The sequence below is a fragment of the Ramlibacter algicola genome, from assembly GCF_016641735.1.
Classification (GTDB): Bacteria; Pseudomonadota; Gammaproteobacteria; order Burkholderiales; family Burkholderiaceae_C; genus Ramlibacter; species Ramlibacter algicola.
In genome coordinates, this window is the sequence record NZ_JAEDAO010000001.1 from 900,985 (window position 1) to 927,368 (window position 26,384).

The window sequence follows — 26,384 nt, forward strand, 5'->3', positions numbered from 1 at the left end:
GTCAGAGCGGCGCGATCTGGAGCGGACCGTTGGGCACCATGCGCGGCACGCGCATGACGATCTGGTTCTCGGTGCGGAACAGCTCGACGCCTTCGGCCACGGCCAGCGCCTGCACGTCCGCCCAGTCCACCACGCGGTAGCCCGGCTGCACCGCCAGCGCGTCCACGGCGCCGTCCTCTTCGGGGCGCAACGTGCAGCGCACCGTCACGACGGCAAAACCGGGAGACACCTCGGCGGAGATCACGAGATCGGCGGGCTTGCCGGCCGCGTCGGCCAGCGACAGCAGCGAGGCGGCGACCAGGTGGCGCACCGCCACGCGCGACACCTCCAGGTCGGAATCGGGCACGTCGTTGGCCAGCGTGCAGCCGCGGAAGTTGAAGCTGCTGCGCAGCAGCGACACGCATTCCTCGATGCCGTCGCGCAGCCGCACCGTCTCGTCCTCGGACGGCGAGATCCACGCGGCGACTTTCAGGCAGGCGGCCACGCCTTCCCGCGCGAGACGGTTCATGCGAGCGATGCTGGCCTCGAACTCGGCGGGGGAGGGCGTGCCCTTTTCGAGCTTGGCGCCCATCACCTCGGCCATCATCGCGACGGCCTGCAGGTTGACGACCATGTCGTGCTTGAGGGCAGGGGCGAGCCGGCGCAGCACGCCGTAGCGCGCCGCTTCCGCGTTGTTGCGCGGCCGCTTGGTCGACGCCTGTTGCATGCCCGTGTCCGCGGATTGGGTCGTGAGCCTCATGGCCGTGCCCACACCGCGCCACGGCGCGTGGTCGCTGCTCGCTTCATGTGCGGCCGATTGTTCGGGTCGGACGGCTCGGCCGTCGTCAGCAGATGACCGTGCGGGCTGTAGGAGGGCTCTGGCGCGACCGCACGCGGCCCGCGCCGCTATCCTTGCACCATGAGCAAGGCGTTCACGCGCGAGACCGACACCGAGGACGAGGAGGACGTCGCCGCACCGCTGCCTGCGGGCGGGCGCAACTACATCACGCCGGAGGGCTACGCGCGCCTGCGCGGCGAGTTGCTGCACTTGATCGACGAAGAGCGGCCCCAGGTCGTGGAGGTCGTGCATTGGGCGGCCAGCAACGGCGACCGCTCCGAGAACGGCGACTACCTTTACGGCAAGAAGCGCCTGCGCGAAATCGACCGCCGGATCCGCTTCCTCACCAAGCGGCTCGAGATCGCGGAGGTCACCGATCCCTCGGCCCACCACGGCAAGTCGCAGGTGTTCTTCGGCGCGACCGTGACGTACGCGGAGGAATCGGGCGACGAGCGCACGATCACCATCGTCGGCATCGACGAGGCCGACAGCCTGCAGGGGCAGGTGAGCTGGATCTCGCCCATCGCGCGGGCGTTGCTGAAGGCGAACGAAGGCGACGCCGTGAAACTGGTCACCCCCGCCGGCACGCAGGAGATCGACGTGCTGGAGGTGCGCTACCCGGCGCCGTCAGGCGGCTGAGCGTCCCGCGCGCAGCCGCTGCGCGCGCATCACGGACGGCGTGCGCTTGAGCGTGCGCATCACCGCGTCCAGGTGCACGCGATCGCGCACGGCGATCAGGAAGCGCAGGTCGGTGGCGTCCTGCGCGCGCTCGTCGTCCATGTCCACGTGCGTGATGTCCGCCTCGACGCTCGCCAACGCGGACGCCACGCGGGCCAGCACGCCCTTGGAGTTCTGCACGGTGACCAGCACGCCGGCCTCGAACGGCCGCACCGGCTCGTCCGACCAGTCGACGCCGATGAAGCGCTCCGCGTCCTTGTGCTGCAGGCGGCGCGCCACCGCGCAGTCGTCCAGGTGCACGACCAGCCCCTCGCCGCGCCCCAGGTAGCCCACGATGGGATCGCCGGGGATGGGGCGGCAGCAGGCGGCGAACTGCACCGACGCGTTCTCGCTGCCATCGAGCACCACCGACCCTTGCGACACGTTCTCGTGCGCCGTGAAGCGCTCGCGCGTGATCAGGAGGGCGTCGGGCTTCTGGCCCCGTTCGGCCATCAGCGTCATCAGCCGCTTCGCAACGATGCCGGCAATGCGCTTGCCCAGGCCCAGGTCCGTGAGCAGTTCCTGCCGCGTGCGGTTGCCGGTGAAGCGCAGCAGCTTGTCCCACAGCGCGGCGTTGTCGCCGTCCTCGGGAGGCAACTGCTTGATGCCCTCGGCCCGCAGCGCCTGCGACAGCAGCTTCTCGCCCAGCTCCTGCGACTCGGCCTGCGCCAGCGTCTTGAGGTGGTGACGGATCTTCGAGCGCGCCCGGCCGGTGCGCACGAACCCGAGCCACGCCGGGTTGGGCGTCGACACCGCCGCCGTGACCACCTCGATGACGTCGCCGTTCTTCAGCTCCGTGCGCAGCGGCACCTGCACGCCGTTGATCTTGGCGGCGACCGTGCGGTCGCCCACGTCGCTGTGGATCGAATAAGCGAAGTCGACGACCGTGGCGCCGCGCGGCATCGCCATGATCTGGCTCTTGGGCGTGAACACGTAGACCGCATCGGGGAACAGGTCGATCTTGACGTGGTCCCAGAACTCCGCGGCGTCGCGGGTCTCGTGCTGGATGTCCAGCAGCGACTGCAGCCACTTGGTGCCCAGGCGCTCGGAGTTGTCGCTCTCGGGGTGGCTGGCCTTGTACAGCCAGTGCGCGGCGACGCCAGACTCGGCCACCACGTGCATGGCCTCGGTGCGCATCTGGAATTCCACGTTGACACCCGACGGACCGACGAGCGTGGTGTGGAGCGACTGGTAGCCGTTGACCTTGGGGATCGCGATGTGGTCCTTGAAGCGGCCGGGCACCGGCTTGTACATCTGGTGCAGCACGCCCAGCGCCGTGTAGCAGTCGGTGATCGACGGCACGATGACGCGGAAGCCGTAGATGTCCGTGACCTGGGCGAACGACAGGTGCTTCTCGTCCATCTTCCGGTAGATGGAATAGAGCGTCTTCTCGCGCCCGGCGATGCGCACCTTCATCCCCGCCTGCTCGAACGCCTGCTCCACCTCGCGCTGCACCTTCTGGATCAGGTCGCGGCGGCGGCTGCGCGCCTTCTGCACGGCCTTGTCCAGGACCCCATGGCGCCACGGCTGCAGGTGGCGGAACGCCAGCTCCTGCAGTTCGCGGTAGGTGGCATTCAGGCCCAGGCGGTGCGCGATCGGCGCGTAGATGTCCAGCGTCTCGCGCGACGTGCGGCCCCACTTCTCGCGCGGGACGTCGTCCAGCGTGCGCATGTTGTGGGTGCGGTCGGCCAGCTTGATCAGGATGACGCGCACGTCGCGCGCCATCGCCAGCAGCATCTTGCGGAAGGACTCGGCCTGGCTTTCCTCGCGCGTGTTGAACTGCAGCTTGTCCAGCTTGGTCAGCCCGTCGACCAGTTCGGCGACGGCGGCGCCGAAGCGCTCGATCAATTGCGGCTTGGTGACGCCGCAGTCCTCGATGGCGTCGTGCAGCAGGGCCGCCATCAGGGCCTGGGCGTCGAGCTTCCACTCCGCGCATCGCGCCGCGACGGCGATCGGGTGCGTGATGTACGGCTCGCCCGAGGCGCGGATCTGCCCCAGGTGCGCCTCGTCCGCGAAGCGGTAGGCCTGGCGCACCTGCTCGATGTCGGCGGGGTCCAGGTAGTCCAGCTTGGCCGTGAGCGCGGCGAAGCTCGCCGCCGCCGCATTGGCCGCGGCGGGGGTGGGAACGACCGGGGCCTTGCGGCCGGCGGGCTGCCCCGTCGAGGTGGGAATCACGGCACTCACGCCCTCACTGTAGCCGCAGGGCCGCAGTGGTGCGAGCGCCAACGAAAAAGCACCGCGGCGCGGTGCTTGTATCCGTGCGGAAACCTTCCGGGAAGGCTCCGCTTGTGCGTCGAGATCCTGACTTTCGTCAGGATGCCCGGCACGCTTCGCTTAGCCGGGCACTTTCTTCAGCATCTCGAGACCGACCTTGCCTTCGGCGATCTCGCGCAGGGCGGTGACCCCCGGCTTGTTCTTGCTCTCGATCTTGGGCGCGTGGCCCTGGCTGAGCATGCGCGCGCGATACGTCGCGGCCAGCACCAGCTGGAAGCGGTTCGGGATCTTCTCGAGGCAATCTTCGACGGTGATGCGTGCCATGGCGGGTACCTCGCTGGGGAAATCAGGGGATGTGCAGGGCCTGGAAAGTCGCGGCCCGGGCCCGGCGCTGGGCGGAAAACTTCAGCCGCTGGGCATGAACGATCGCCTTCAGGTCGAACAGCGCTCGCTCAAAGAGTTCGTTGATTATAACGAAGTCGAAGTTGGGGGCCTGGGCCACCTCCTCGGCGGCGTTGGCCAGCCGCAGCTCGATGGTGTCGGCGGAGTCCTCGCCTCGCCGCTGCAGGCGCGAGCGCAGTTCCTCCCAGCTGGGAGGCAGGATGAACACCAGCACCGCGTTGGCGAAGATGCGCTTGATCTGGAGCGCGCCCTGGAAGTCGATCTCCAGGATCACGTCGGCGCCTTGCGCGATGCGCTCCTCGATCCCCGCCTTGGACGTGCCGTAGCGATGCCCGTGCACGTTCGCCCACTCGACGAAGGCCGAATCCAGCACCATCCGGTCGAATTCCTCGGCCGACACGAAGAAGTACTCGCGCCCGTGCACCTCCTGCCCGCGCGGCGGGCGGGTGGTGTGCGAGACGGAGGGCTGGACCTGCTTGTCCAGCTCCATCAGCGCCTTGACCAGGCTGGACTTGCCGGCGCCGCTGGGGGCGGCGACGACGAACAGGTTGCCGGGGTAGTCCATGGTCACTCGATGTTCTGCACTTGCTCGCGCATCTGCTCGACCAGCACCTTCATGTCGACCGAGATGCGGGTCAGTTCCAGCGCCGCGGACTTCGAGCCCAGGGTGTTGGCCTCGCGATGCAGTTCCTGGATCAGGAAGTCCAGGCGCTTGCCGGCTTCGCCGCCCTTCTTCACCAGCCGCTCGATCTCGTCGAGGTGCGCCGCCAGGCGCGTGAGTTCCTCGGCCACGTCGATGCGGATCGCGAAAGCGGTGGCCTCGGTCAGCGCGCGGTCCTGCGCGGCCTCGGGGGTGGCGGTGCCTTCGGCCAGGCCCATCGCCTCGTTCCAGCGCTCCAGGAAACGGGCGCGTTGCTGCTCGACCAGCTGCGGCACGAGGGGCGCCGCCTGCTTGGCGAGTTCGCGCAATTGGCGCAGGTGGCCGAGCAGCATCTCGGCCAGCCGCGCGCCCTCGCGCTCGCGGGCGGCGACCAGGTCGTCGACCGTCTTGCGCGCCAAGGCGAGCAGGGGTTCGCCGAAATCCAACACCTGCGTGTCTTCCGCGGCGCCCAGCCGCAGGGCGTCCGCGACGCTCAGCGCGCGCGCATCGGGCAGCCAGCTGCGCACCATGTCCTGCACCGCCGACAGGCGCTGCAGCACGCGGGCGGAAGGCTCGCGGACGGTGTCGCCGGCCGTGGTCTCCACGCCGGCGCGCAGTTCGACCTTGCCGCGCTTCAGGCGCGACTGCAGCAGCTCGCGCAGGGCGGGTTCGTGCTGGCGCAGGTCCTCCGACAGCTTGAACGTGAGGTCCAGGAAGCGGCTGTTGACGGACCGGATCTCGAGGCCGACGCGGGCCTGGCCGGCCCGCAAATCATTGCCAGGCGCGGCTTGCGCCAGGCTGTGTTGGCCGCTGGCGTAGCCGGTCATGCTGTAAACTGGCATCGACTCTCAGGGGGTGTTGCGGGAACGAGGATAACCGGGGCACAGTCGGGCCTCGCCTGGAAATTATGTCAAAGGTCAAGCCAGCGCCCCTGCCGCCCGACACCGTCATCGGTGGCTACCGCGTCGTGCGCAAGCTTTCGGCCGGCGGCTTCGGCGTCGTGTACCTGGCCGTGGACAACGAAGGCCAGCAGGTCGCGATCAAGGAATACCTCCCCGCTTCGCTCGCCGGCCGCGCGCCCGGCGAATTGCTGCCGCAGGTGCAGCCCGAAAAACTCTCCCTGTACCGCCTCGGCCTGAAGTCCTTCTTCGAGGAAGGCCGCTCGCTCGCGCAGATCTCGCACGCCTCGGTCGTCAGCGTGCTGAACTTCTTCCGCGAGAACGAGACCGTCTACATGGTGATGAACTACCTGGAGGGGGCGACCCTGCAGGACTTCATCATCACCGCGCGCGAACTGAAGAAGCAGAAGGTCTTCCGCGAGTCGACCATTCGCTCGCTGTTCGACGAGATCCTGCGCGGCCTGCGCATCGTGCACCAGCACAAGATGCTGCACCTGGACATCAAGCCGGCCAACATCTTCATCACCGACGACAACAAGGCGGTGATGATCGATTTCGGCGCCGCGCGCGAAGTGCTGTCCAAGGAAGGCAACTTCATCCGCCCGATGTACACGCCCGGCTTCGCCGCGCCGGAGATGTACCGCCGCGATTCGTCGATGGGGCCGTGGACCGACATCTACGCCATCGGCGCATGCATCTACGCCTGCATGCAGGGCTACCCGCCCAACGACGCGCCGCAGCGCCTCGAGAAGGACCGGCTCGCGCTCGCGCTCTCGCGCCTGCGCGGTATCTACTCGGACAACCTGATCGAGGTGGTGGAGTGGTGCATGTCGCTCGATCCGCTGTCGCGCCCGCAATCGGTCTTCGCGCTGCAGAAGGAACTCAGCCGCGAAGGCGAGCGCCGCTACACCAAGCTGTCGGTGGGCGAGAAGATGCGGCTGCAGTTCGACAACATGGTCGCCGACGGACGCCGCAAGACCACCGGCGCCGGCGTGAAGACCAAGTAACGGGGGCACCATGAAGTTCTCCGTCTTCCAGACCAGCCGCAAGGGCGGCCGCGAAAAGAACGAAGACCGCATGGGCTACTGCTACACGCGGGAGTCCGGGCTGTTCGCGCTCGCCGATGGCATGGGCGGCCACCCCGAGGGCGAGGTCGCCGCGCAGCTGGCGCTGCAGACCGTCTCGGCGCTGTACCAGAAGGAAGCGCGTCCCGTCGTGCGCGACCCCACCGAATTCCTCACCGTGGCCCTGATGGCCGCGCACCACCAGATCATCCGCTACGCGGGCGAGAAGGGCATGCTGGACACGCCGCGCACCACGCTGGTGGCCTGCATCCTGCAGGGCACGTCGGCCACCTGGGTGCACTGCGGCGACTCGCGGCTGTACGTCGTGCGCGAAGGCGAGCTGCTGACGCGCACGCGCGACCACTCGTACATCGAGCAGGCCAGCGCCGGCGTCATTCGCATGCAGCAGGTCAACCGCAACATCCTGTTCACCTGCCTGGGCTCTCCCACCAAGCCGGTGTTCGACGTCACCGGCCCCATCACGCTGCAGCAGGGCGACAAGATGCTCCTGTGCTCCGACGGGCTCTGGAGCTCGGTCACCGACCAGGACATCGTGCGCGAGCTGAGCACCAAGACCGTCCATGACGCGGTGCCCGACCTGGTGGAACTGGCGCTGCGCAACGGCGGCCCCGGCAGCGACAACGTCACGGTGCTGGCCCTCGAGTGGGAGACGCCTGACGTCTTCGAGTCCACGCATGGCGTGTCCACCGACAGCATCTCCGACGGCGTGTTCGCCTCCACGATCCAGGCGGGCGTGATGGACACGCTGATCGACGACCTGGACGACGCAGCCATCGAGCGCTCCATCGCCGAAATCAACGAGGCGATCAAGCGCTCGGCCGCGCGCAAGGGATAAAGTCCCGCCCCATGGCTTTCCAGAGAACCGGCGGTCGCGCCGCCGACCAGCTTCGTCCCGTGCGCATCACGCGCGGCTTCACCATCCATGCCGAGGGCTCGGTCCTGATCGAGTTCGGCCAGACCCGCGTGCTGTGCACCGCCTCCGTCGAGGAGAAGGTGCCGCCGCACAAGCGCGGTTCCGGCGAAGGCTGGGTCACGGCCGAATACGGCATGCTGCCGCGCGCCACCCACACGCGCGGTGACCGCGAAGCGGCGCGCGGCAAGCAGAGCGGCCGCACGCAGGAGATCCAGCGCCTCATCGGCCGCTCGCTGCGCGCCGTGTTCGACCTGAAGAAGCTGGGCGAGCGCACCATCCACCTCGACTGCGACGTGCTGCAGGCCGACGGCGGCACGCGCACGGCCGCGATCACCGGCGCCTTCGTCGCCGCGCAGGACGCCGTGACCAAGCTGATGACCACTGGCAAGCTCGCGCACTCGCCGATCACCGGCCCCGTCGCCGCCATTTCCGTCGGCATCGTCGAAGGCACGCCGCTTCTGGACCTCGAGTACGTCGAGGACGTGGACTGCGACACCGACATGAACGTCGTGATGACCGGCGCGGGCCACTACGTGGAAGTTCAGGGCACGGCCGAGGGCGTCGCGTTCACGCGCGCCGAGATGGACCAGCTGCTGCGCCTGGCCGAGCAGGGCATCGCCGAGCTGGTCTCGATGCAGTCCAAAGCCTTGGCCGCCTGAGGTCGTCGCCTTGGCGGCGACAATCGCGGGTCCATGGTGTCCCGCATCGTCCTCGCCTCCAACAACCGCGGCAAGCTCGCCGAGCTGCAGGCGATGTTCGCGCCGCTCGGCGTCGAACTGGTGCGGCAGGCCGACCTCGGCATCCCGGAAGCCGAGGAGCCGTTCCGCACCTTTCTCGAGAACGCGCTCGCCAAGGCGCGGCACGCTGCGCAGCACAGCGGCTTGCCGGCGCTGGCGGATGACGCGGGCCTTTGCGTCGACGCGTTCGGCGGCCTGCCCGGGGTCGACACCGCGTATTACGCGACGCAGTTCGGCTACCCGAAGGGCGATGACAACAACGTGAAGGCGCTGCTCGAGCAGATGCGCGGCATCGGCAACCGCCGCGCCGCGCTCGTGAGCACGCTGGTGGGCGTGCGTTCGCCGCAGGATCCCGAGCCGCTGGTGGCCGTCGGCCGCGCCGTGGGCGAGGTCACCGAAGCGCCGCGCGGCGAGCACGGGTTCGGATTCGATCCCGTGATGTTCATCCCGCGCTTCGGCAAGACGTTCGCGGAACTGCCGCCGGAGATGAAGAACGCGAACAGCCACCGCGGCCAGGCCGCGCGCCAGATGGTCGACCTGATCCGGGAGCGCTGGCTGTGAGCGCCACGCTGGACATGGACCGCTACCTTCGGCCCGGGCTGCTGCAACTGCCCGCGTTGCCGCCGCTGTCGGTGTACGTGCACCTGCCGTGGTGCCTGCGCAAGTGCCCGTACTGCGACTTCAACTCGCACGAGCTGCGCGGCGACGTGCCGCAGCAGCGCTACCTCGACGCGGTGCTGGCGGACCTCGAGGCGTCACTGCCGCTGGTGTGGGGCCGCACGGTGCACAGCATCTTCATCGGCGGCGGCACCCCCAGCCTGTTCTCGCCGGACGCCATTGCCCGCCTGGTGAGCGACCTGCGCGCGCGGCTCAAGCTGGAGCCGCTGTGCGAGATCACGCTGGAGGCGAACCCGGGCACGTTCGAGAAGGACCGCTTCCGCGGCTACCGCGACGCCGGCATCACGCGCCTGTCCATCGGCGTGCAAAGCTTCGACGACCAGCGGCTGAAGGCGCTGGGCCGCGTGCACGATCGAGCGCAGGCTATCGCCGCCGCCGAGGAAGCCGCGACCGCGTTCGAGACCTTCAACCTCGACCTGATGTACGCCTTGCCGGGGCAGGACATCGCGGCGCTGGAACAGGACCTCACGCAGGCGCTCGCGTTGATGCCGCCGCACCTGTCGGTGTACCACCTGACCATCGAGCCGAACACGGTCTTCGCCAAGTTCCCGCCGCAGGTGCCCGAGGACGACGTCGCGTACGCGATGCTCGATCGCATCACGGAGATGACGGGCGCCGCGGGCCTGCAGCGCTACGAGGTTTCCGCATACGCCAAGCCCGGCCACGGCTGCAGGCACAACCTGAACTACTGGGAGTTCGGCGACTACCTCGGGCTGGGTGCGGGCGCGCACGGCAAGCTGAGCTTCCCGCATCGCGTCGTGCGCCAGATCCGCTACCGCGAGCCACAGCTGTACATGCAGAACGCGCTGGCCGGCCGCGCGATCGCGCAGGACGAGGAAGTGCCGCGCGCGCAGCTGCCGTTCGAGTTCATGCTGAACGCCTTGCGACTCAAGGGCGGCTTCGCGCTGCAGTCGTTCTTCGAGCGCACCGGGCAGCCGCTGTCGGCCATCGAGGGCGCACTGGCGGAAGGCGAGCGCAAGGGACTGCTGGTGCGCGATGCGGGGTGGGTGCGCCCGACCGAGCGCGGCTTCGATTTCCTCAGCGACCTGCAGTCGCTGTTCCTGCCCGCCTGATCAGCGCGCGGCGTGGGCGTTGCCCTGCGGCGGCCGCCCGAGGTGCGGCAGGACGCTCGCGGAGCCCTGGCCGGATCGGCCGTGCTGGCCGATGGCGCCGTACCACTCGCGCTGGCCCGCATGGAGGTGCACGCCCGAGCGCGGACCGCTCCAGGCGCGCGACCGGGCGACCGCTTCGCGGGCATCGTCGGCCGACAGCCCGGTGGCGGACTCGACCGCGGACGCGGCCTCGGCCGGCGACGCCCCGTTGGCACGCAGGAACTCGAGGGCCTTCCCCAGCGGCAGGCCTTGGTCGAGCGCGTCCCGCAACGTGTCGTGGTAGCTCACGCAGTCATTGTGCCCGACGGTTGGCGAATGCCAAGCTCGACGGCAGCGGGTGTGCTGGCGGCTCCTACAATCCACGCGGCCGGAGACTTGGGGGAGCGGTTTAACCCAGCGGTCTTGAAAACCGCCGGCCCGCAAGGGCCCGTGAGTTCGAATCTCACAGTCTCCGCCAGCCGGCTTCCCCGCCTCAGCGCACCACCGCGTACAGCCGCGCATTGCTTACGGCATAGACGGCGCCGTCCGCACCGACCGCGGTCGGCGTGTACGCCTGGCCGAGCCCGGAGTTCAGCTGGATCTGCTGGCTGAAGGTGTTGGTCGCCAGGTTCCAGCGGTAGAGGATGCCGTCCTCGTTGTTGGCCAGGATGGACCGCGTGGCCGGGTCGACCGCCATCGTGTTGATGCACCACTCCTCGCGCGCGCCAGCAGGCCCGCCGGCCGCCAGCGTCGGCGACAGGATCTTGAGCACCTCGCGCATGATCGTGCGGCCCGAGATCGGGTCGATCTGCGTGGCCGACGGATCGATCACGGCGAGTTCGTTCTGCCCGGTGCCGGTCCCCACGCCGGCGTAATCGTTGTACTTGAGCGCCAGCAGGTAGCTGGACGGCCCCGTGTACGAGGGCACCATGCTCGCGGGCACCAGCGAGGGCGTCACGTCCCAGCCGAAGCCGCCGGGCACGGACTGCGTCGCGAGCGTTGCGTCGAAGTGCAGCAGCCAGCCGCGCGCGTTGTGCTGGCCGAACGTGCTTTCCAGGACGCCGAAGTAGACGTGGCCGTCCGGCCCCACGACCGGCGACGACGTCGCGGTGTCGCTCACGCGGGCCGGCAAGCCGGTCGCCGGATCCACCAGCGCGGCTCTTCCCTTCACCGCCAGCGTCGTGCTGTCCAGCGCGAGCAGGTAGCCCTTCTGCGTGACACCAGCCTGCGCCGCGGCGTTCACCGCGACGTACAGCGTCGAGCCATCGGGCGACAGCGCCGGCGCGCTGTTCATGGCCGCCTTCACGATCGCCGGGTCCGCAGCCGCGGTGGCCGCGGAGATCCAGCGGCCGGTCCCGTTCGCATCGATGCGGGCGATGCCGCCCACCAGGCCCTGCGCATTGGCGCCGGTGACCAGGAAGCCGAAGAACAGGTTGCCTTGCGCATCGCTCGTGACCGGCGTGTCGATGAACACGCTGCCGTCCAGCGCCGGGTCGGGCTGCGCTCCGTAGAAGGCCAACGACTGGGTCGCCGAAGTCGCGTCGTCGGCGCTCTCGCGCACGACGACCTTGCCGCCCGCGCCGGGAATCACGACGCGGCCCGCGGGCGTGATCGTCGCGTTGAAGCTCGGGAACCACTGGCTGGCAGGCGCGACGTAGTCGCTCGCCAGCGACCACAGCAGCGCGCCGGTGCCGCCCGAACGGCCCTCGACCCGGAACCCGCCGGCGGCGCCGGTCTTCACGGGGACCACGACGGTGTTGCGCCCGCTGATCACCGGCGAGCCGTAATGGGCCAGCAGCGAGCCGTTCGTCTGGTACTGCGGCACCTCGTCGACCGGCGTGCTCCACGCGATGCGGTTCAGGTCCTGCGTCGCGATCGCGGCGACGGCCGTGTGCTGCGCGTCATGGCCGAACGAGAGCCACGGCGGACCATTCACTTCCGGCCCGGGAGCGGCGCCGGGCGGTGGTGCGGTCGCGCCGCCGCCGTCCCCGCCGCCCCCTCCACCGCCACAGGCGGCAAAGGCGAGAACGGCGGCCGCCAAGGCAGGCCGCCACCAACGGAAGGCGATCGTGGGCGTCATGCCGGCAGCATACGTCCGCGCCGGCGTCTCAGGGGACCCGCAATGAACCGAGGCCGCTTCGGCGGCCAGCGGGTGTCAATGGCCCCAGCGTCCGGGGTTCAGCCACGCTGTGCGGCCGCCCTGCGAGGGCGCCGAAGCGCGGCGCGCGAGCAGGATGCCGCCGGCGGCTGCGAGCGCCCCCGCCGCCGCGAACATGGTGCCGGTGCTCATCGAACGCGCCATGCTGCCGGCCAGTTCGCCGCTGCGCGGGCCGAGCAGCTGCAGGCGACGCTTGGTCATGCGCGCGCCCATCTCCGATAGCTGGCCGGCGAGCAGGCGCTCCGCCTTGGGCAGCAGCTGCGTCTCCTCGTCGGCCACGTGGTGCATCACGGTGCGCATCAGCTCGAACAGCGTGGTGTCGAACGCGGGATCAGTCGGCTGCAGCGCGCGCAGCCGGGCGATCAGGTCGCGCATCTCGTCGTGTTCGGGCTTGGCCTTGTCCAGCGTCTCGTCGGGCGACACCTCGCGCATCGCCGGATAGAAGATTTCCTCCTCCAGCTGCGCATGGACCTCGAGCGCCAGGCAGATGTTGTCCACCAGGCCCTTCTTCACGCGTGCCGGCGTGTCCACCTGGTACTGGTGGAACGCGGCCAGCACGTGCGTGTGGTCCATGCGGATCATGCTGGTGATCGACGGCGACATCTTTCCGAGCATCGTGGTCATGGGGTTCTCCTTGCGTTCGCTCACGCGACCTTGGCGTCGAGGTCCGCGTCCTCTTCGGCCGATTCATCGACTTCACCGGCGCGGTCCGCGGCTTCGATCAGGTCCGCCATCGCCTGGGCCGTCTTGTCCCAGGACGTGCGGGCGATCGCCTGCGCGAGCTCGTCGGCATGCCGCGCACGCTGCTCGGGCGTGCGCGCGAGGATCGATTCGCACGCGGCGATGTAGTCCTCGGGCGTGTCGGCGATCGATACCACGTGGCCGTACGGCTCGACGACGTCGCGGATGGACGTGCTCACCGACGGGCGCCCGCAAGCCATGTACTCGAGCATCTTGGTCGGGCTGATGAAGCGCGTGGCTTCGTTCAGCGCGAACGGCATGAGGCACACGTCCCATCCGTTGATGAACGCGGGCAGGTCGGCATAGCCCTGCTGCCCCAGCCAGTGGATGTTCGCGTGCCGCGGCAGCCCGTTCGGGTCGATCTTCACGACCGGCCCGACCATGACGATCTGCCACTCGGGGTGCGCCCTGGCCATCGCGTCGACCAGGTCCATGTTGATCCGCTCGTCGATCACGCCGCAGTAGCCCAGGCGCGGGCGCGGCAGCGCGGCCTGCAGCGCGTGGTCGCTGGTGCCCTTCTTGAAGTGCCCGGCGTCGACGCTGCTGGGGAAGCAGTGCACGCTCGGGTGACGCCCCTTCTTCGCGTTGTAGAGGCTCGGGCCGCCGGTGAACACCAGGTCCGCCTCCTTGAACAGCACGTTCTCGCGCGGCAGCAACTGCTTGGGTGCGTGCTTGAACAGGGCGAGCTCGTCCATGCAGTCGTACACGATGCCGCGCGGGTCGAGCTCGGCGGCCAGCGGCACCGCCATCGGCGTGTAGAACCAGATCCAGTAGTCCTCGATGCGCTCCTGGCGGATCGCATCGGCGATGAAGTCCTGCAGCACCGAGATGTGCTCGTCGTGGAAGCCGGGCGCCGAGCCCGACACGTGCGGGCGCCAGACCTGCACGCCGTCGGCGGGCGAAAATTTCTCCAGGCGCTGTTCGGCTTCACCCAGCATCGGCTCCTCGATGAACACCACGCGCCAGCGCGACGCGAGCCGCGACAGGATGTGCTGCGGGCGCTGGTAGACGAAGTTCCAGCGCAGGTGCGAGAAGACGATGAGCGTTTGCATGGGGGAGGACTCCTGGCTTTCGGTGGTGTGTTCGGGGCGCTTCGGTGGCGCGACGCCGGACGATCATGCCGAGGAGCAAGGAATCTCCCTGTAGGAACAAGGCGGTTTTGCCTGCGCTTTCCGAGCACCACGCGTGCGCAGGCACGCATCGAGCGCACGTGCACGCGCCCGGCATGCGCGCATGCCGGGCGCGTGGTCGCGAGGTCGTTGCCGCGCGCGGCTCAGGGCCGCGACTTGGTCTGCTCGACCTGCTGCTGCGTCACGCCGGAGCGCTGGCCGCGGTTGCCTTCGGGGGTCTCGTGCGCGGCGCCGGGACTGGGCACGCCGGAGCGCTGGTTGGTGTACGGCTGGCGGCCGCTGCCGCCTTCCCAGTTCACTTCGTTGCGGTAGCCATGGCGTGCGTGGGGTGCCGGGTCGGCCTCCGGTCCCTGCGTCGGCTCGTTCTCGCTCATCGGGTACTACTCCTGCGGGTCGTGGTCGGGCACGCGCGCAAGGCGCATGCCAACACAGCGCAGGCTAGTGCGAACGCAGCAGGCGTGTGTAGGTGCGGGGCGACAGAACCGCCTGTTACTGCGGGCTGCCCGTCCGCGGCGACGGCTCGGTCGGGACCAGGATGACAGGATCGTCCGTCCTGGGCTCGATGGTGACGTCGGTCTGGCCGGGAGGCACGACGACCGTCTCGACCTGCCGCAGCACGCCGCCGGACGCCACGCTGCCGCTGGCGTCGCCATAGCCCATCACGCGTGCTTCGCACGCTGCCTTCTCTTCGCCGGCGAGCGGGGTGCAGCGGGCCAGCGCGTTGCCGCGATAGTCGGCGCCCTTGTCGAGCGTGCCGCGCTGCTTGTCGGCGCGCGCGTTGCGCGCTTCGCGCAGGCAGGTGTCGCGGTCTTCCTGCGTGCGGCCGCTGTTGCAGGCCTGCACTTCGAGCCGGTAGTTGCCGGAGGTGTCGATGCCGGTGTCGCCGGGGGCGCCGGCCACCTGCGCCGTCGCTGCGGTCATCGCCAGCAGCGCCACGGCACCGAACGACAGCACCGGCTTGCGCACGTGCGGGGCGTGGAACCTGGTCACGGTTGTTCTCCTTCGCGATTCGATGGCGAAGTCTAGGAAGACGACCACGGCCGCCGGTGCCGGAGGACCGGCAGCATGCGCCGTTGCGCACGCCACGCGCGGCGGTAGGACGGTGCTGGCACACCTGCGCGCCACGGTGGAGCGCCAGGCTCGGCGGGAGTAGGGGTTGTCTGACGCGCCGTCTGGATGGCCCCGCACGGGCGCGCTGTGCGGGCGACTACGCCTGCGCTATGCAGGCCCGACCATAGTCCATCGCACCGGCTGCCGGTTAGGGGTGGCAGGGGGTCGGGGCCTCCCGGGCTCCGGGCCACTTTCGACAACACGCCGCTTGCGGCATCAAGGAGTGCATCATGGGTTTTCTGATTTGGTTGATCGTGGGTGGAATCGTCGGCTGGCTCGCCAGCCTGGTCATGCGCACCGACGGCCAGCAGGGCATCCTGCTGAACGTCATCGTGGGCATCGTGGGCGCCTTCCTGGGCGGCTGGCTCATCTCGCCGATGGTCGGCGTGGGCACCATCAATGACGGCATCAGCATCGGCTCGGTCCTGGTGTCGCTGGTCGGCGCGGTCATCCTGCTGGCCATCGTCAACCTGTTCCGTCGCGGCCGCGTGCGCTGAGCACGGGTTCGGTGAAAGGGTGGAAAAGCCGGGCTCTGCCCGGCTTTTTTCATGGGGCGCGCAGCAGGTCCAGCAATGTGCGCGCGACCACCTTCGTGGCGCCGCGCAGGTCCTCTAGCGCGAGGCGCTCATCGGCACGCTTCGCGTTCGACTCCAGCACCGTGCGCGGGCCTGCCCCGTAGATCACGCCGGGAATGCCGGCTTCGGTGTACAGCCGCACGTCCGTGTAGAGCGGCGTGCCCACCGCGGGCACCGGCTCGCCGAAGATGGCCTGCGCATGCCGTTGCAGCGACTGCACGAGAGGCGCGCCGCCCTTGAGCGGCACCATCGCGCGCGCCAGCAGCAGCCGGCGCACCTCGACGCGCACGTCCTTGCCGCCGCGCGGCGGGTCGTAGCTGCGCACCGCGGCGTCGATGCTGGCGCGAAGCGATGCTTCGACTGCGACAGGATCCTCCTCGGGGATCATGCGGCGATCGAGCTTGAGCACCACCTTGCCCGGCACGACGTTGGTGTTGGTGCCACCGGCGATGAGGCCGACATTCAGGTACGGATGCGTGATGCCCTCGATGCGTGAGCGCACCTGCAGGTACTCGCGATTGAGCGCGTACAGCGCCTGCAGGATGTGCGTCGCGCCCTGCAGGGCGTCGGTGCCGCTGTCGGGGATCGCGGCGTGGCTCATCTGGCCGTGGACCGTGACTTCCAGCTGCAGGCAGCCGTTGTGCGCCACCACCACCTGGTGGCTGAAACCGGCGGCGAGCAGCAGGTCCGGCCGCGTGATGCCTTGCCGCAGCAACCAGCCGGGACCCAGTTCGCCGCCGAACTCCTCGTCGTACGTGAAATGCAGTTCGATGCCGCCGCGCAGGGACGCGCCAAGCGATTCGAGCGCGCGCGTCGCGAAGCTGTAGGTGGCGAAGTCGCTCTTGCTCACGGCCGCCGCACGGCCATACAGGAAGCCCTCGGCCACTTCGCCGCCGTACGGATCACGGGTCCAGCCGTCGCCGGGCGGGACCACGTCGCCGTGCGCGTTGAGCGCGACGACAGGGCCTTCGCCGTAGCGACGGCGCACGACCAGGTTGGTGATCGACTGCAGGCCGCTCGCGCGGACGTCCGCTTCCGGCACCGGATGCTTCTCGGCGTCGAAGCCGAAAGCCTGCAGCAGTTGCGCCGTGCGCTGCGCATGCGGCGCGTTGTCACCCGGCGGCGTGTCGGTGGGCAGGCGCACCAGCTCCTGCAGGAAGCGCACCTCCTCGTCGAAATGCGCGTCGATCCATGCGTCGAGGCGGTCGTGGTCAGTCATCGGCAAGATGGTCCAGCAGGTGCAGGTAGGCCTCCACCGCGAGCTGGATGTCGTCCGCGGTCGTGCTTTCCAGCGGGTTGTGGCTGATGCCCGCGTTCTGGCCGCGCACGAACAGCATCGCCTGCGGCATCACCTCGTGCAGCTTCATCGCATCGTGGCCCGCGCCACTCGGCATGCGGTGCACGGGCACGCCCAGCGACTCCACCGCGCGTTCCCAGCGGGACTGCCAGGCCGCGTCGCTGGGCGCGGCGGCGGCGCGCATCGTCAGCTCGCGCGTGCAGCGCACGCCGCGGCGCGCGCAGATCGCATCGAGCTCCGCGAACACGTCGGCCACCAGGGCATCGCGCTGCGGGTCGGTCGGGGCGCGCAGGTCGAGCGTGAACTGGCAGCGGCCCGGCACGACGTTGGTCGAACCGCCCGGCACGTTCAGGATGCCGATGGTGCCGACCGAGTCGCCGTCCTGTGCCGCGCGGCGCTCCACGTACAACGCGAGTTCCGCCACCGCGACGGCCGCATCGCGGCGCCGGTCCATCGGCGTCGTGCCCGCATGGCTGGCCATGCCGATCGCCTCGCACGCATAGCGCACGCCGCCGTTGATCGACGTGACGATGCCCAGCGGCAGGTCCAGTTCGTTGAGCACCGGGCCTTGCTCGATGTGCACCTCGACGAAGCCGAGATAGCGTGACGGGTCGCGGCGCAGTGCGTGGATCGCTTCCAGCGTGCCCGGCAGGCCGGCGTGCTGCATCGCTTCGCGCATCGTTGTGCCATCGGCGTCGCGCTGGTCCAGCCAGGCGGGGTCGAACGCGCCGATGAGCGCGCCGGACCCGAGGAAAGTCGCCTTGTAGCGCTGGCCCTCTTCCTCGGCGAACGCGACGACCTCGAGGCCGTGCGGCAAGCGGCGGCCTTGCGCCACGAGCGAACGGACGCAAGCGACCGGCACGTAGATGCCCAGGCGGCCGTCGTACTTGCCGCCGTTGCGCACCGTGTCGTAGTGCGAGCCGGTGAGCAGCCGCCGCGCCGCGCGATCGGTGCCGTGGTAGATGCCGACGACGTTGCCGACCGCATCGACCGCGACCTCGTCGAAGCCGGCGTCGCGCATGTCCCGTTCGACCTGCGCCGCGGCGGCGCGGTGTGCGTCGGTGAGATAGGTGACCGTGAGCTGGCCGCTTTCCGCGAAGCCCGGGTCGCTGTGCTTCGCCAGCCGTTCCAGCGCGTCCCACACCCACTCGCCCTCGGACGGCGTGGTGCCGAACTTGTCCTGCAGCCTGACTTCGGCGATGCGATGCACGTTGCGCAGCGCTTCCGCGCGCTCGACGTCCGGCGGGTTCTCGAGCCGGCGCTCGAAGGTCGCGATGATCTCGGCGCGCGACAGGCCCGTGCCACGCGGCCCGCGCACCGCGAGGACGAAGGGGAAGCCGAACTTCGCGTTGTAGGCGGCGTTGAGCTCCTGGATGCGCCCGAATTCCTCCGGCGTGCACGCGGTGAGGCCGGCGCGCGTCTGTTCGCCCGTGGACTCCGGCGTCAGCTGGTCGCCCACCATCGCCTTGCCCGCGAGTTCGGGGTGCGCACGCAGCAGCGTGAGTTGCCGCTCGGCGCCGGCGTCGCGCACGACGGCGGCCATCTGCTGCTTCAACTGCGCCAGCGAACGGAACGGCCGTTGCGCCAGCGCCGCTTGCGCGATCCACGGCGAGTTCTCGTACAGGCCGTCGAGCAGCCGGGCCGCCTCGGCGGGCGACGCCGCGTTCAGCTGGTGGAGGGTCAACGCCATGCTCAGCCTTCGAAGGGATGCGCCTGCTGCCAGTGGCGCGCGATGTCGATGCGGCGGCAGACCCACACGTCGTCGTGCCGCGCGACGTGGTCGAGGAATTTCTGCAACGCGACGATGCGCCCCGGCCGCCCGAGCAGGCGGCAGTGCATGCCGACGCTCATCATCTTCGGCCGGTCCGGGCCGGCCGGATCGCCTTCGGCGTACAGCGCGTCGAAGGTGTCGCGCAGGTAGGTGAAGAAGTCGTCCGACTGCGAGAACCCTTGCGGCAGCGAGAAGCGCATGTCGTTGGCGTCGAGCGTGTACGGCACCACTAGGTGCGGCACCACGCTGCCATCGCTCTTGCGCACGCGCATCCAGAACGGCAGGTCGTCGCCGTAGTAGTCGCTGTCGTAGGCAAAGCCGCCGTGGTCCACCACGAGCCGGCGCGTGTTGGGGCTGTCGCGGCCGGTGTACCAGCCGGCGCCGTGGATGAAGCCCGGGCTGCCGTGCTTCTGGCCCGTGAGCTCCTCGATCGCGCGCACGGCCAGTTGCAGGTGCTCGCGCTCGGTGGCCTCGTCGACGTCCTGGTAGTGGATCCAGCGCCAGCCGTGCGACGCGATCTCGTGGCCCAGCTCGACGAACGCCGCCGTCACTTCGGGGCTGCGCTGCAGTGCCATGCCGACGCCGAACACCGTGAGCGGCAACTGGCGGCGTTCGAACTCGCGCAGCAGCCGCCACACGCCCACGCGCGAGCCGTATTCGTAGATGCCCTCCATCGAGAGATGCCGGGCCGGGTACGACGCCGGGTTGAACATCTCGCTGAGGAACTGCTCGGACCCGCGATCGCCGTGCAGCACGCTGTTCTCGCCGCCTTCCTCGTAGTTCAGGACGAACTGCAGCGCGATGCGGGCGCCGCCGGGCCAGCGCGCGTGCGGCGGGTTGGGGCCGTAGCCGGCGAGGTCACGCGGGTAGGGGGCCGTGCTGTCGTAGCTGCTGCGGGTCATGGGCCGGGTGCGGTGTGCGCCGAGTGTATAGACTGCACCGCAAGACGACGGAGAGATCGCATGGGCCTGAGCACCCACGTCCTGGACACGATGCACGGCGCGCCCGCCGCGGGCATGGCGGTGGAACTGCATGCGGTGCGCGACGGCCAGCCGGCGCTGTTGCGGCGCCTGGTGCTCAACGCCGACGGCCGCAATCCCGACGGGCCGCTGCTGAAGGATGGCGAGTTGCAGCCGGGGACGTACCGCCTCGTGTTCGACGTCGCCGGCTACTTCCGTTCACGCGGCGTCGAGTTGCCGGACCCGCCGTTCCTCGACCGCGTGCAGCTGGACTTCGGCATCGCCCGGCCGGCCGAGCACTACCACGTACCGTTGCTCGTGAGCCCGTGGAGCTACTCGACCTACCGGGGCTCGTGAACTCAGTCCTGCCCTTCGGTGAGCGTGTCCAGCTGGAAGCGGCCGCTCTTGTGCCACAGCCAGGTGTCCGTGTAGACGACCTTGCCCATGCGAGCCGGGGCAGGGAAGGGCGCCGCAGCGCGCACCGTGCGTTCGATCTCGGCGATGACTTCGGGCGCATGGCGCGGCGCGCGCATCCAGTCCAGCCGTTTGACCTCGCCGTGGCGATCGACTTCCACCTGCAGCACGCCGATCGCGTACAGCAGCGGCGGCATGCGGCCGTGGTAGATGCGCTCCTTGTTCAGTCCGTACAGGTGCGATGCCGCGTCCTGCCGGTAAGCGCGGGGCGTGCTCGCCACCGACGGCCGCACCTTGCCCACCGGCGCTTCGACGACCGGCTCGGGCGCAGGTGGGGCCGTGACGACCGGCGGCTGCGTGGCCTCGGGGATGGAGGGCGGCGGGCTGCCGCAGGCCACCAGCAAGCTGGCCATCGCCGCGGGAATGAGCAGCGCGCGGTGGCGCCGGAATTTCGGGTGCATGACAACTCCTCCTCTTCTGCGCGGCGATCATCCGTTCGCGGCTCGGCCACCGCGAGCGTGAAACTCCTGATGGGTTTGCTTACGGCTCAGCTCGCCTGTTGCCGCGTGTCACAGACAAGAGGCGGGGTGTCGTGATGGACGCCGTGGTGCTGGTCACCGTGCAGGTGGTCGACGGCTCGGGGCCGCGCGAGCCCGGCGCGTGGATGGTCGTCGACTTGCAAGGCTTCACCGGCACCGTCGGCGGCGGGCAGCTCGAGTTCGACGCGATCGGCGTCGCGCGCGATTTGCTTGCGCATCCCGCGGAGCCTTTCACGCGCCGTTATGCGCTGGGACCCAGCCTCGGGCAGTGCTGCGGCGGGGTCGTGCACTTGCGCTTCGAGCGCCTGCACGCGAGCCAGGCTGCAGCCGCGACCGCCAGGCTGCAGCCGCGCGCGCAACCCGTGGCGTTGTTCGGCGGCGGCCACGTCGGCCATGCGATCGTGCGCGCCTGCGCGGACCTGCCTTTCGCGCTCACCTGGATCGACAGCCGGGACGGCGTCTTTCCGTCCGCGTTGCCCGCCAACGTGCTATGCGAACACTCCGATCCGGTGCAGGCAGCGGTGCGCGACCTGGCACCCGGCAGCCTGGTCCTCGTCATGAGCTTCAGCCATGCCGAGGACCTCGACATCGTCGCCGCCTGCCTGCAACGCCGGCGCGAACGCCGCGACCTGCCGTTCGTGGGGCTGATCGGCAGCAAGAGCAAGTGGGCCGCGTTCCGCCACCGGCTCGAGGCCCGCGGCTTCGACGCGGCGGAACACGCCGGCATCACCTGCCCCATCGGCGTCCCGGGCATCATCGGCAAGGAGCCCGCCGTCATCGCCGCGGCGGCGGTCGCCCAGCTCCTGCAACAACGAACGCTTCATCCCTGATCCATGGACGCCTACTTTCTCGACTGGGCCAACCTGCTGCTGCGGTGGCTGCACGTGATCACCGCGATCGCGTGGGTCGGGTCCTCGTTCTATTTCGTCTTTCTCGATTCCAGTTTGACGCCGCCGAAGGATGAAGCGCTGAAGCAGCAAGGCGTGTCCGGCGAGCTGTGGGCCGTGCACGGCGGCGGCTTCTACCACCCGGTGAAGTTCGCGCTCGCGCCGCCGAAGTTGCCCGAGCACCTGCACTGGTTCTACTGGGAGAGCTACTGGACCTGGATGTCCGGCTTCGGCCTGCTGACGGTGTCGTACCTGTGGAATGCCGGCACGTATCTCGTCGACAAGTCGCTCGTCGACTGGCCCCCCGCGGCCGCAGTCGGCACGGCGATCGGGATGCTGGTCGTGTTCTGGCTGCTGTACGACGGCGCGTGCCGCCTGTTCGGCGATCGCGAGGACAGCGACGACCGCATCGTCGGCGTGCTCGTCGCGCTGCTGGTGGTCGCGACGGCTTACGTCGCCTGCCGCCTGTTCCCCGGACGCGCCGCGTTCCTGCTGGTCGGCGCGACGATCGCGACGTCGATGACCGCCAACGTCGGCATGTGGATCATCCCCGGCCAGCGCAAGATGGTCGCGGCCCTGCGAGAGGGGCAGCCGGTGGATCCGATCCACGGCCGGCGCGGCAAGCAGCGCAGCGTGCACAACACCTACTTCACGCTGCCGGTGCTGCTGGCGATGCTGTCCAACCACTACAGCTTCCTGTGGTCGCACCCGCGCAACTGGATCGTGCTGGTGCTGCTGATGGCCGCGGGCGCGGCGATCCGGCAGTTCTTCGTGCTGCGGCATGGATGGAAGCTGGGGCGCAACCCCAACCCGGTTCCGTACGCGATCGGCGGCGCCGTCGTCATTGCCGCCGTGGCCGCCTGGCTGGTGCCGGCGCCGCAACCCGCGCAGGCCGATGCGCCGAAGCAGGTCGGCTACGCGCAGGTCCGCACGATCGTCGAGCAGCGCTGCGCCTTGTGCCACGGCGCGCAGGTGCAGATGAAGAACGTGCGCCTCGACACGCCGGAAGGCCTGAAGCAGCACGCGCCGGCGGTCTACCAGCAGGCCGTGATCGCCAGGCTCATGCCGCTGAACAACGCGACCGGCATCACCGAAGCCGAGCGCGCGACGATCGGCCAATGGTTCCGCGACGGGGCGAAGGTGGAGTGACCGCCGTCGACCTCGCTGCGTTCGAGGACCTGGGCTATTGCGTCGTCGAGCGGGTCCTGGATCCCACCCATGTCGAGCTCGCACGTGCTGCGGCAGCAGACCTCACCGCGCGGCATCGTTCGGGCGACGACGACGTGCGCGCCGCCAGCGTGAGCATCGGCGACGATGCGCGCCGCCGTCCGGCGCGCAATCCGGGTGTCGATCCCCAAGCCTGGCGCGACGAGCCGTACATCGTCGGTGACCTGCTTGCCCTCGACGAACGCTTCCTCCGCGTGCTCTCGCAGGAAGCCTTGTGGCGGGCCGCGGCGCGATTGCTGCGCTGCAACGACGACGAGGTCCGGTTCCATTTCTGCAACCTCACGCGCAAACCCGCAGGCGTCGGCCCCGGGCTCGCGTGGCACCGTGATGCGGAGAACACCTACATGGCGCCGGCCGACGGCCGGATGCTCCGGCTGCTCGTGGCGCTGCAGGCGACCGACGAGCGCAACGGCGCAACGCGCGTGGTTGCCCGATCGCATCGCCATGCGGACAGCCGGCCGCCCGAGCCATCGGGTCCCTGCCCGGCGCTGGTGGCAGGCGACGCGCTCGCGGTGCATCCGAGGGTGCTGCATGGCGGCGACCCGAACCGCAGCGCACACGACCGCGAACTCCTTGTCGTGCAGTTCGGCGTCGCCGGCTTGGACATGCGCTGCGTGGCGCTGGAGCGCCTGTCGCTCAGCCCGCGCGCGGCGTTCCTCTGACGGGTCCTCTGGCGGACCGACGCAGCGTCAGATCCGGCTCGGCCCGGTCGCGAGCGCCTTCTGCACCGCGGCGTCACCGGCGTCGCGCGCGATCTCGGCGGCGGTCATGCCGCGGAAGCGCAGCTGCCGGTAGTCCACGCCGGCGCGCTTCATCACCTCGATGCCGGCCGGGTCGCCCACCAGCACGGGCAGCAGGGCGAGCGGCATCTTTTCCGGCCCGACCAGCGCGTCGGCGCGCGCACCGGCGGCGAGCAGGCGCCGCGCGGCACCCGCGTCGTGCTCGGCCAGTGCATACGCCAGTGCGTCCATCTGGCGGTTGTCCTGGGCCGAGATGTCCTCGCCCGCGCGAACGAGCTGCCGCGCGACCTCGATCGTGCGGTCCGTCTCCGCGAGCAGCTGGAAGAGGCGCGGGCCCACGGGCATCTCGACGCGTGCCATGCGCAGCGCCTCCGCGCGGCGCGGCCCAGGCGCCGTCGACCAGTCCATGTAGCGCACCAGCGCCATGATCATGCGGCCCTCGCCCTGCTCGCAGTGGACCGGCTTCATCGTGCGCAGGACGGCCTCGGCGCCCGCCGCGTCGCCGCGCTGCGCGACGAGGAATCGCGCGAGGGACAGCGACGTGCAAGGGCCGTCCGGATAGTCGGCCACGCGCTGGCGCAGGAGCGGCTCCGCCGCATCCAGGTCGCTGCGGCCGCGGTGGATGGCGAGCAGGCGGTCGTAGGCGTGTTGCCGTGCGCGGTCGTTCGCGTCGCGCGTCGGGCCGCCCACGAGGGCCTTGCGGTACATCGCGATCGCTTCCGGCTCGCGGCCCTGGCTGGCGAGCAGTTCGCCCCAGTTCGTCCACAGCCACAGGTTGGTCGTGGGCGTGCGCGCCGCTTCCTTGTACAGCGCTTCCGCCTCGCGATGGCGGCCCTGGTTGGCGTGCACGTAGCCCAGGAGGATGGTCGCGTTCTGGAAGCCCGGCTGCACCTGCAGCGCGGACCGGATCAGAGCTTCTGCTTCGCGCAGTCCCTGCGGCCCCCAGTTCGTCTTCATGGCGATGCGCGCCAGTTCCAGGTAGGCCTGGGGCTGCTTCGGGTCCCGGCGCAGCAGGCGCTCGAGCAGGACTTTGGCCTGTTTCTGCACGCCCAAGTCCTCGGTGTCGATCATCGCGATGGCGGCCTTGAGCACCATGGCCGGCGGACGCGTGTCGAAGCTGGTGTCGACGGGCACGTCGGCGTCGTCGTGGCTGGCCACCGGCGGGGACGGCAGCGTGGACGAGTAGGGGTCGGGGGCCGCATGCGCCAGGCATGCGGCCAGGCACATCGCGGTGAACAAGGGAACCGCACGAAGGGCGCGGCGCGCGAACGAGGGGTGGTCCATGCGGTCGAGCTTAGCCGCGGTCCTGTTGCGCACGCGCCGCAGCGACCGCGCCTGACCTGTCAGCTCTCGCGGGTCGTGTGGGGCACACGTCGGATGCGCGGGCAGCACTGGAACGCAGCGAGCGCCTACGCCGGCAGCGCGCGCTTCCATGGCAGCCTCCGCGGATGCGGACCTGCACCGACCCCTCGCAGGCGTTGCGCGGAGCCACGCGGGCCTTGCGTGTCCAGTTCTTCGTCGCCGGCGCGCTGTTCGCGACGCTCGGCGTGCACGTGCCGAGCCTGAAGACGCATTACGCGCTCGGCGAACAGGCGATCGCGATCGCGCTGCTCGCCAGCGGTGCCGGCTCCGTGGGCGCGCTGTTGCAGGCCGGCCGCGTGCTCGCACGCCATGCGCCGGGCCGCGTTGTGCCGCTGGTGGCGGTGTTGTGCGCGTGCGCCATCGGCAACCTGCTCACGCCGGCGGCCTATGGCGTCTTGCTGGTCCTCATGCTGGCCTATGGCGCGGCGGCGGCGCTGTTCGACGTCGCGATCAATGACGAGGCGACCTCGATCGAGCGACTCGCGGGACGCCCGCTGATGAGCGGGTTCCACGGCATGTTCAGCCTCGGCGGCATGGTCGGCGCGGGCGCCTGGAGCGCGCTGGCGGCAACGGGCGTCGAGCCCGCCGCGCACCTGGCGGGCAGCGCCATCGTGCTGGTTGCGCTGTCACTGCTCGCCAGCCGCGCGATGCTGCGCGAAGCGCGCGATGCCGGGGCAGAGCGCGTTCCCTTGAGCCTGCCGCGCGGGCCGCTGCTGCTGCTCGGGCTGATGGCGGGGATGGGGCTCGTCGCCGAGGGCGCCATGTACGACTGGAGCGTGCTGTACCTGCGCCAGGAGCTCGGCACGCGTACCGACGTCGCGAGCCTGGGCTATGCCTGCTTCAGTGGTGCGATGGCCGCCGGCCGCTTCGGCGGCGACTGGGTCCGCGCGCGTGTCGCGCCCGTGCCGCTGCTGCGTGCCAGTGGCCTGCTCGGTGCGGCCGGCATGGCCATGGCGCTCGCCATTCCGCATCCGGCCGCCGCGCTCGCCGGCTTCGCCCTGGTGGGGCTGGGCTTCGCGAACATCGTGCCCGTGCTGTTCAGTGCCGCCGGGCAGCTGCCCGGCATCGCGGCGGCGCATGGCATCGCCGCCGTCTCGTCGGTGGGGTACACGGGCCTGATGGCCGGACCGCCCGTGATCGGCTTCATCGCCGAAGCGCACTCGCTCACAGTCGGGATGGGCGTCGTGATCGTGTTCGCTGCCGTGGTGGCGGCGTGCGCGCGACGGGCCTTCGCCCGCTGAACCCGGCGGCGGCCATCGGCTTCCGCTGACGGCCTTGCGC

Annotated in this window: 28 protein-coding genes and 1 tRNA gene; 13 read left to right on the plus strand and 16 right to left on the minus strand. The window is 70.0% G+C overall.

The genetic code is table 11. The features are described 5' to 3' along the window. Window position 1: 1 nt before the first annotated feature. Window positions 2–739 carry a hypothetical protein gene (locus I8E28_RS04450; RefSeq protein ID WP_200786645.1) on the minus strand — a complete coding sequence of 246 codons (738 nt, stop codon included), beginning with the start codon at window positions 737–739 and terminating at the stop codon, window positions 2–4. 159 nt (window positions 740–898) lie between these two features. Here I8E28_RS04450 and greB point away from each other — a divergent pair, with 159 nt between their 5' ends. After that, window positions 899–1,456 (plus strand): transcription elongation factor GreB, encoded by a 558-nt coding sequence (gene greB, locus I8E28_RS04455; protein WP_200786647.1) that lies wholly within the window; start codon window positions 899–901, stop codon window positions 1,454–1,456. Here greB and I8E28_RS04460 read toward each other — a convergent pair. From I8E28_RS04460 to I8E28_RS04475, 4 genes are all read right to left on the minus strand, one after another. Next, window positions 1,445–3,709, minus strand: a complete 2,265-nt coding sequence (locus I8E28_RS04460) for a RelA/SpoT family protein (RefSeq protein WP_338050817.1) — start codon at window positions 3,707–3,709, stop codon at window positions 1,445–1,447. The two genes, greB and I8E28_RS04460, sit on opposite strands and share 12 nt — an antisense overlap. Before the next feature lie 159 nt (window positions 3,710–3,868). Next, the gene (gene rpoZ / locus I8E28_RS04465) at window positions 3,869–4,072 is read right to left on the minus strand and encodes a DNA-directed RNA polymerase subunit omega (protein WP_027101973.1); all 204 of its coding nucleotides are present in this window, start codon (window positions 4,070–4,072) and stop codon (window positions 3,869–3,871) included. Window positions 4,073–4,094: 22 nt separating this feature from the next. Further along, window positions 4,095–4,715 (minus strand): guanylate kinase, encoded by a 621-nt coding sequence (gmk, locus tag I8E28_RS04470; RefSeq protein ID WP_200786649.1) that lies wholly within the window; start codon window positions 4,713–4,715, stop codon window positions 4,095–4,097. A 2-nt stretch (window positions 4,716–4,717) separates the two neighbouring features. Next, a complete protein-coding gene (locus tag I8E28_RS04475; RefSeq protein ID WP_200786651.1) occupies window positions 4,718–5,632 on the minus strand; it encodes a YicC/YloC family endoribonuclease in 915 nt (304 codons plus the stop codon). A 65-nt stretch (window positions 5,633–5,697) separates the two neighbouring features. On the opposite strand from I8E28_RS04475, the gene I8E28_RS04480 reads away from it, so the two are divergent. Genes I8E28_RS04480 through hemW form a run of 5 tightly spaced genes read left to right on the plus strand, consistent with a single transcriptional unit; the run spans window position 5,698 to window position 10,175 of the window. Then, window positions 5,698–6,696 carry a serine/threonine protein kinase gene (locus tag I8E28_RS04480; RefSeq protein ID WP_200786653.1) on the plus strand — a complete coding sequence of 333 codons (999 nt, stop codon included), beginning with the start codon at window positions 5,698–5,700 and terminating at the stop codon, window positions 6,694–6,696. A 10-nt stretch (window positions 6,697–6,706) separates the two neighbouring features. Continuing rightward, on the plus strand, window positions 6,707–7,609 hold the full coding sequence (locus tag I8E28_RS04485) for a PP2C family protein-serine/threonine phosphatase (RefSeq protein ID WP_200786655.1): 903 nt from the start codon (window positions 6,707–6,709) through the stop codon (window positions 7,607–7,609). An 11-nt stretch (window positions 7,610–7,620) separates the two neighbouring features. Then, window positions 7,621–8,346, plus strand: a complete 726-nt coding sequence (rph, locus tag I8E28_RS04490; protein WP_200786657.1) for a ribonuclease PH — start codon at window positions 7,621–7,623, stop codon at window positions 8,344–8,346. A gap of 33 nt (window positions 8,347–8,379) precedes the next feature. Beyond that, window positions 8,380–8,985, plus strand: coding sequence for an RdgB/HAM1 family non-canonical purine NTP pyrophosphatase (rdgB, locus tag I8E28_RS04495; RefSeq protein ID WP_200786659.1), 606 nt, complete (start codon window positions 8,380–8,382; stop codon window positions 8,983–8,985). 14 nt (window positions 8,986–8,999) lie between these two features. After that, on the plus strand, window positions 9,000–10,175 hold the full coding sequence (gene hemW, locus I8E28_RS04500; RefSeq protein ID WP_200790288.1) for a radical SAM family heme chaperone HemW: 1,176 nt from the start codon (window positions 9,000–9,002) through the stop codon (window positions 10,173–10,175). On the opposite strand, the gene I8E28_RS04505 is transcribed toward hemW, so the two are convergent. After that, window positions 10,176–10,502 carry a hypothetical protein gene (locus I8E28_RS04505; protein ID WP_200786661.1) on the minus strand — a complete coding sequence of 109 codons (327 nt, stop codon included), beginning with the start codon at window positions 10,500–10,502 and terminating at the stop codon, window positions 10,176–10,178. 81 nt (window positions 10,503–10,583) lie between these two features. Between I8E28_RS04505 and I8E28_RS04510 the strand changes: the two genes are divergently transcribed. Continuing rightward, window positions 10,584–10,671, plus strand: a tRNA-Ser gene (locus I8E28_RS04510). Window positions 10,672–10,686: 15 nt separating this feature from the next. Here I8E28_RS04510 and I8E28_RS04515 read toward each other — a convergent pair. From I8E28_RS04515 to I8E28_RS04535, 5 genes are all read right to left on the minus strand, one after another. Continuing rightward, on the minus strand, window positions 10,687–12,273 hold the full coding sequence (locus I8E28_RS04515; protein WP_200786664.1) for a hypothetical protein: 1,587 nt from the start codon (window positions 12,271–12,273) through the stop codon (window positions 10,687–10,689). 75 nt (window positions 12,274–12,348) lie between these two features. Continuing rightward, entirely contained in the window at window positions 12,349–12,975 is a 627-nt protein-coding gene (locus tag I8E28_RS04520) for a hemerythrin domain-containing protein (RefSeq protein ID WP_200786667.1), read from the minus strand. A gap of 20 nt (window positions 12,976–12,995) precedes the next feature. Then, window positions 12,996–14,144 (minus strand): glycosyltransferase, encoded by a 1,149-nt coding sequence (locus I8E28_RS04525; RefSeq protein WP_200786670.1) that lies wholly within the window; start codon window positions 14,142–14,144, stop codon window positions 12,996–12,998. 221 nt (window positions 14,145–14,365) lie between these two features. Then, the gene (locus I8E28_RS04530) at window positions 14,366–14,596 is read right to left on the minus strand and encodes a hypothetical protein (RefSeq protein WP_200786673.1); all 231 of its coding nucleotides are present in this window, start codon (window positions 14,594–14,596) and stop codon (window positions 14,366–14,368) included. Window positions 14,597–14,711: 115 nt separating this feature from the next. Next, entirely contained in the window at window positions 14,712–15,212 is a 501-nt protein-coding gene (locus I8E28_RS04535; protein ID WP_200786676.1) for a hypothetical protein, read from the minus strand. Window positions 15,213–15,562: 350 nt separating this feature from the next. Between I8E28_RS04535 and I8E28_RS04540 the strand changes: the two genes are divergently transcribed. Then, window positions 15,563–15,829 carry a GlsB/YeaQ/YmgE family stress response membrane protein gene (locus I8E28_RS04540; RefSeq protein WP_200786679.1) on the plus strand — a complete coding sequence of 89 codons (267 nt, stop codon included), beginning with the start codon at window positions 15,563–15,565 and terminating at the stop codon, window positions 15,827–15,829. Between the two features lie 49 nt (window positions 15,830–15,878). Here the strand turns inward: I8E28_RS04540 and I8E28_RS04545 are convergent, their stop codons facing one another. From I8E28_RS04545 to puuE, 3 genes are read right to left on the minus strand one after another with little or no spacing between them, the layout of a single operon-like run. Continuing rightward, window positions 15,879–17,126 carry a M20/M25/M40 family metallo-hydrolase gene (locus tag I8E28_RS04545; RefSeq protein WP_200786682.1) on the minus strand — a complete coding sequence of 416 codons (1,248 nt, stop codon included), beginning with the start codon at window positions 17,124–17,126 and terminating at the stop codon, window positions 15,879–15,881. Continuing rightward, complete coding sequence (gene uraD / locus I8E28_RS04550) at window positions 17,119–18,894, minus strand: 2-oxo-4-hydroxy-4-carboxy-5-ureidoimidazoline decarboxylase (protein ID WP_200786684.1); 1,776 nt, start codon at window positions 18,892–18,894, stop codon at window positions 17,119–17,121. The genes I8E28_RS04545 and uraD overlap by 8 nt, the downstream gene beginning before the upstream one ends. Window positions 18,895–18,896: 2 nt before the next feature. Continuing rightward, window positions 18,897–19,877, minus strand: coding sequence for an allantoinase PuuE (gene puuE / locus I8E28_RS04555; protein WP_200786687.1), 981 nt, complete (start codon window positions 19,875–19,877; stop codon window positions 18,897–18,899). Window positions 19,878–19,937: 60 nt separating this feature from the next. On the opposite strand from puuE, the gene uraH reads away from it, so the two are divergent. Further along, window positions 19,938–20,291 (plus strand): hydroxyisourate hydrolase, encoded by a 354-nt coding sequence (uraH, locus tag I8E28_RS04560; protein WP_200786690.1) that lies wholly within the window; start codon window positions 19,938–19,940, stop codon window positions 20,289–20,291. 2 nt (window positions 20,292–20,293) lie between these two features. On the opposite strand, the gene I8E28_RS04565 is transcribed toward uraH, so the two are convergent. Further along, on the minus strand, window positions 20,294–20,809 hold the full coding sequence (locus I8E28_RS04565; protein WP_200786693.1) for a hypothetical protein: 516 nt from the start codon (window positions 20,807–20,809) through the stop codon (window positions 20,294–20,296). Window positions 20,810–20,943: 134 nt separating this feature from the next. Here I8E28_RS04565 and xdhC point away from each other — a divergent pair, with 134 nt between their 5' ends. From xdhC to I8E28_RS04580, 3 genes are read left to right on the plus strand one after another with little or no spacing between them, the layout of a single operon-like run. After that, window positions 20,944–21,717, plus strand: coding sequence for a xanthine dehydrogenase accessory protein XdhC (xdhC, locus tag I8E28_RS04570; protein ID WP_200786696.1), 774 nt, complete (start codon window positions 20,944–20,946; stop codon window positions 21,715–21,717). A gap of 3 nt (window positions 21,718–21,720) precedes the next feature. Next, window positions 21,721–22,923 carry a urate hydroxylase PuuD gene (locus I8E28_RS04575; RefSeq protein ID WP_200786699.1) on the plus strand — a complete coding sequence of 401 codons (1,203 nt, stop codon included), beginning with the start codon at window positions 21,721–21,723 and terminating at the stop codon, window positions 22,921–22,923. Then, the gene (locus tag I8E28_RS04580; RefSeq protein ID WP_200786704.1) at window positions 22,920–23,663 is read left to right on the plus strand and encodes a phytanoyl-CoA dioxygenase family protein; all 744 of its coding nucleotides are present in this window, start codon (window positions 22,920–22,922) and stop codon (window positions 23,661–23,663) included. The genes I8E28_RS04575 and I8E28_RS04580 overlap by 4 nt, the downstream gene beginning before the upstream one ends. 27 nt (window positions 23,664–23,690) lie before the next feature. Here the strand turns inward: I8E28_RS04580 and I8E28_RS04585 are convergent, their stop codons facing one another. Then, window positions 23,691–25,025 carry a tetratricopeptide repeat protein gene (locus tag I8E28_RS04585; protein WP_200786707.1) on the minus strand — a complete coding sequence of 445 codons (1,335 nt, stop codon included), beginning with the start codon at window positions 25,023–25,025 and terminating at the stop codon, window positions 23,691–23,693. A 164-nt stretch (window positions 25,026–25,189) separates the two neighbouring features. Here I8E28_RS04585 and I8E28_RS04590 point away from each other — a divergent pair, with 164 nt between their 5' ends. Then, entirely contained in the window at window positions 25,190–26,344 is a 1,155-nt protein-coding gene (locus tag I8E28_RS04590) for an MFS transporter (RefSeq protein ID WP_207794003.1), read from the plus strand. Window positions 26,345–26,384 lie beyond the last annotated feature (40 nt).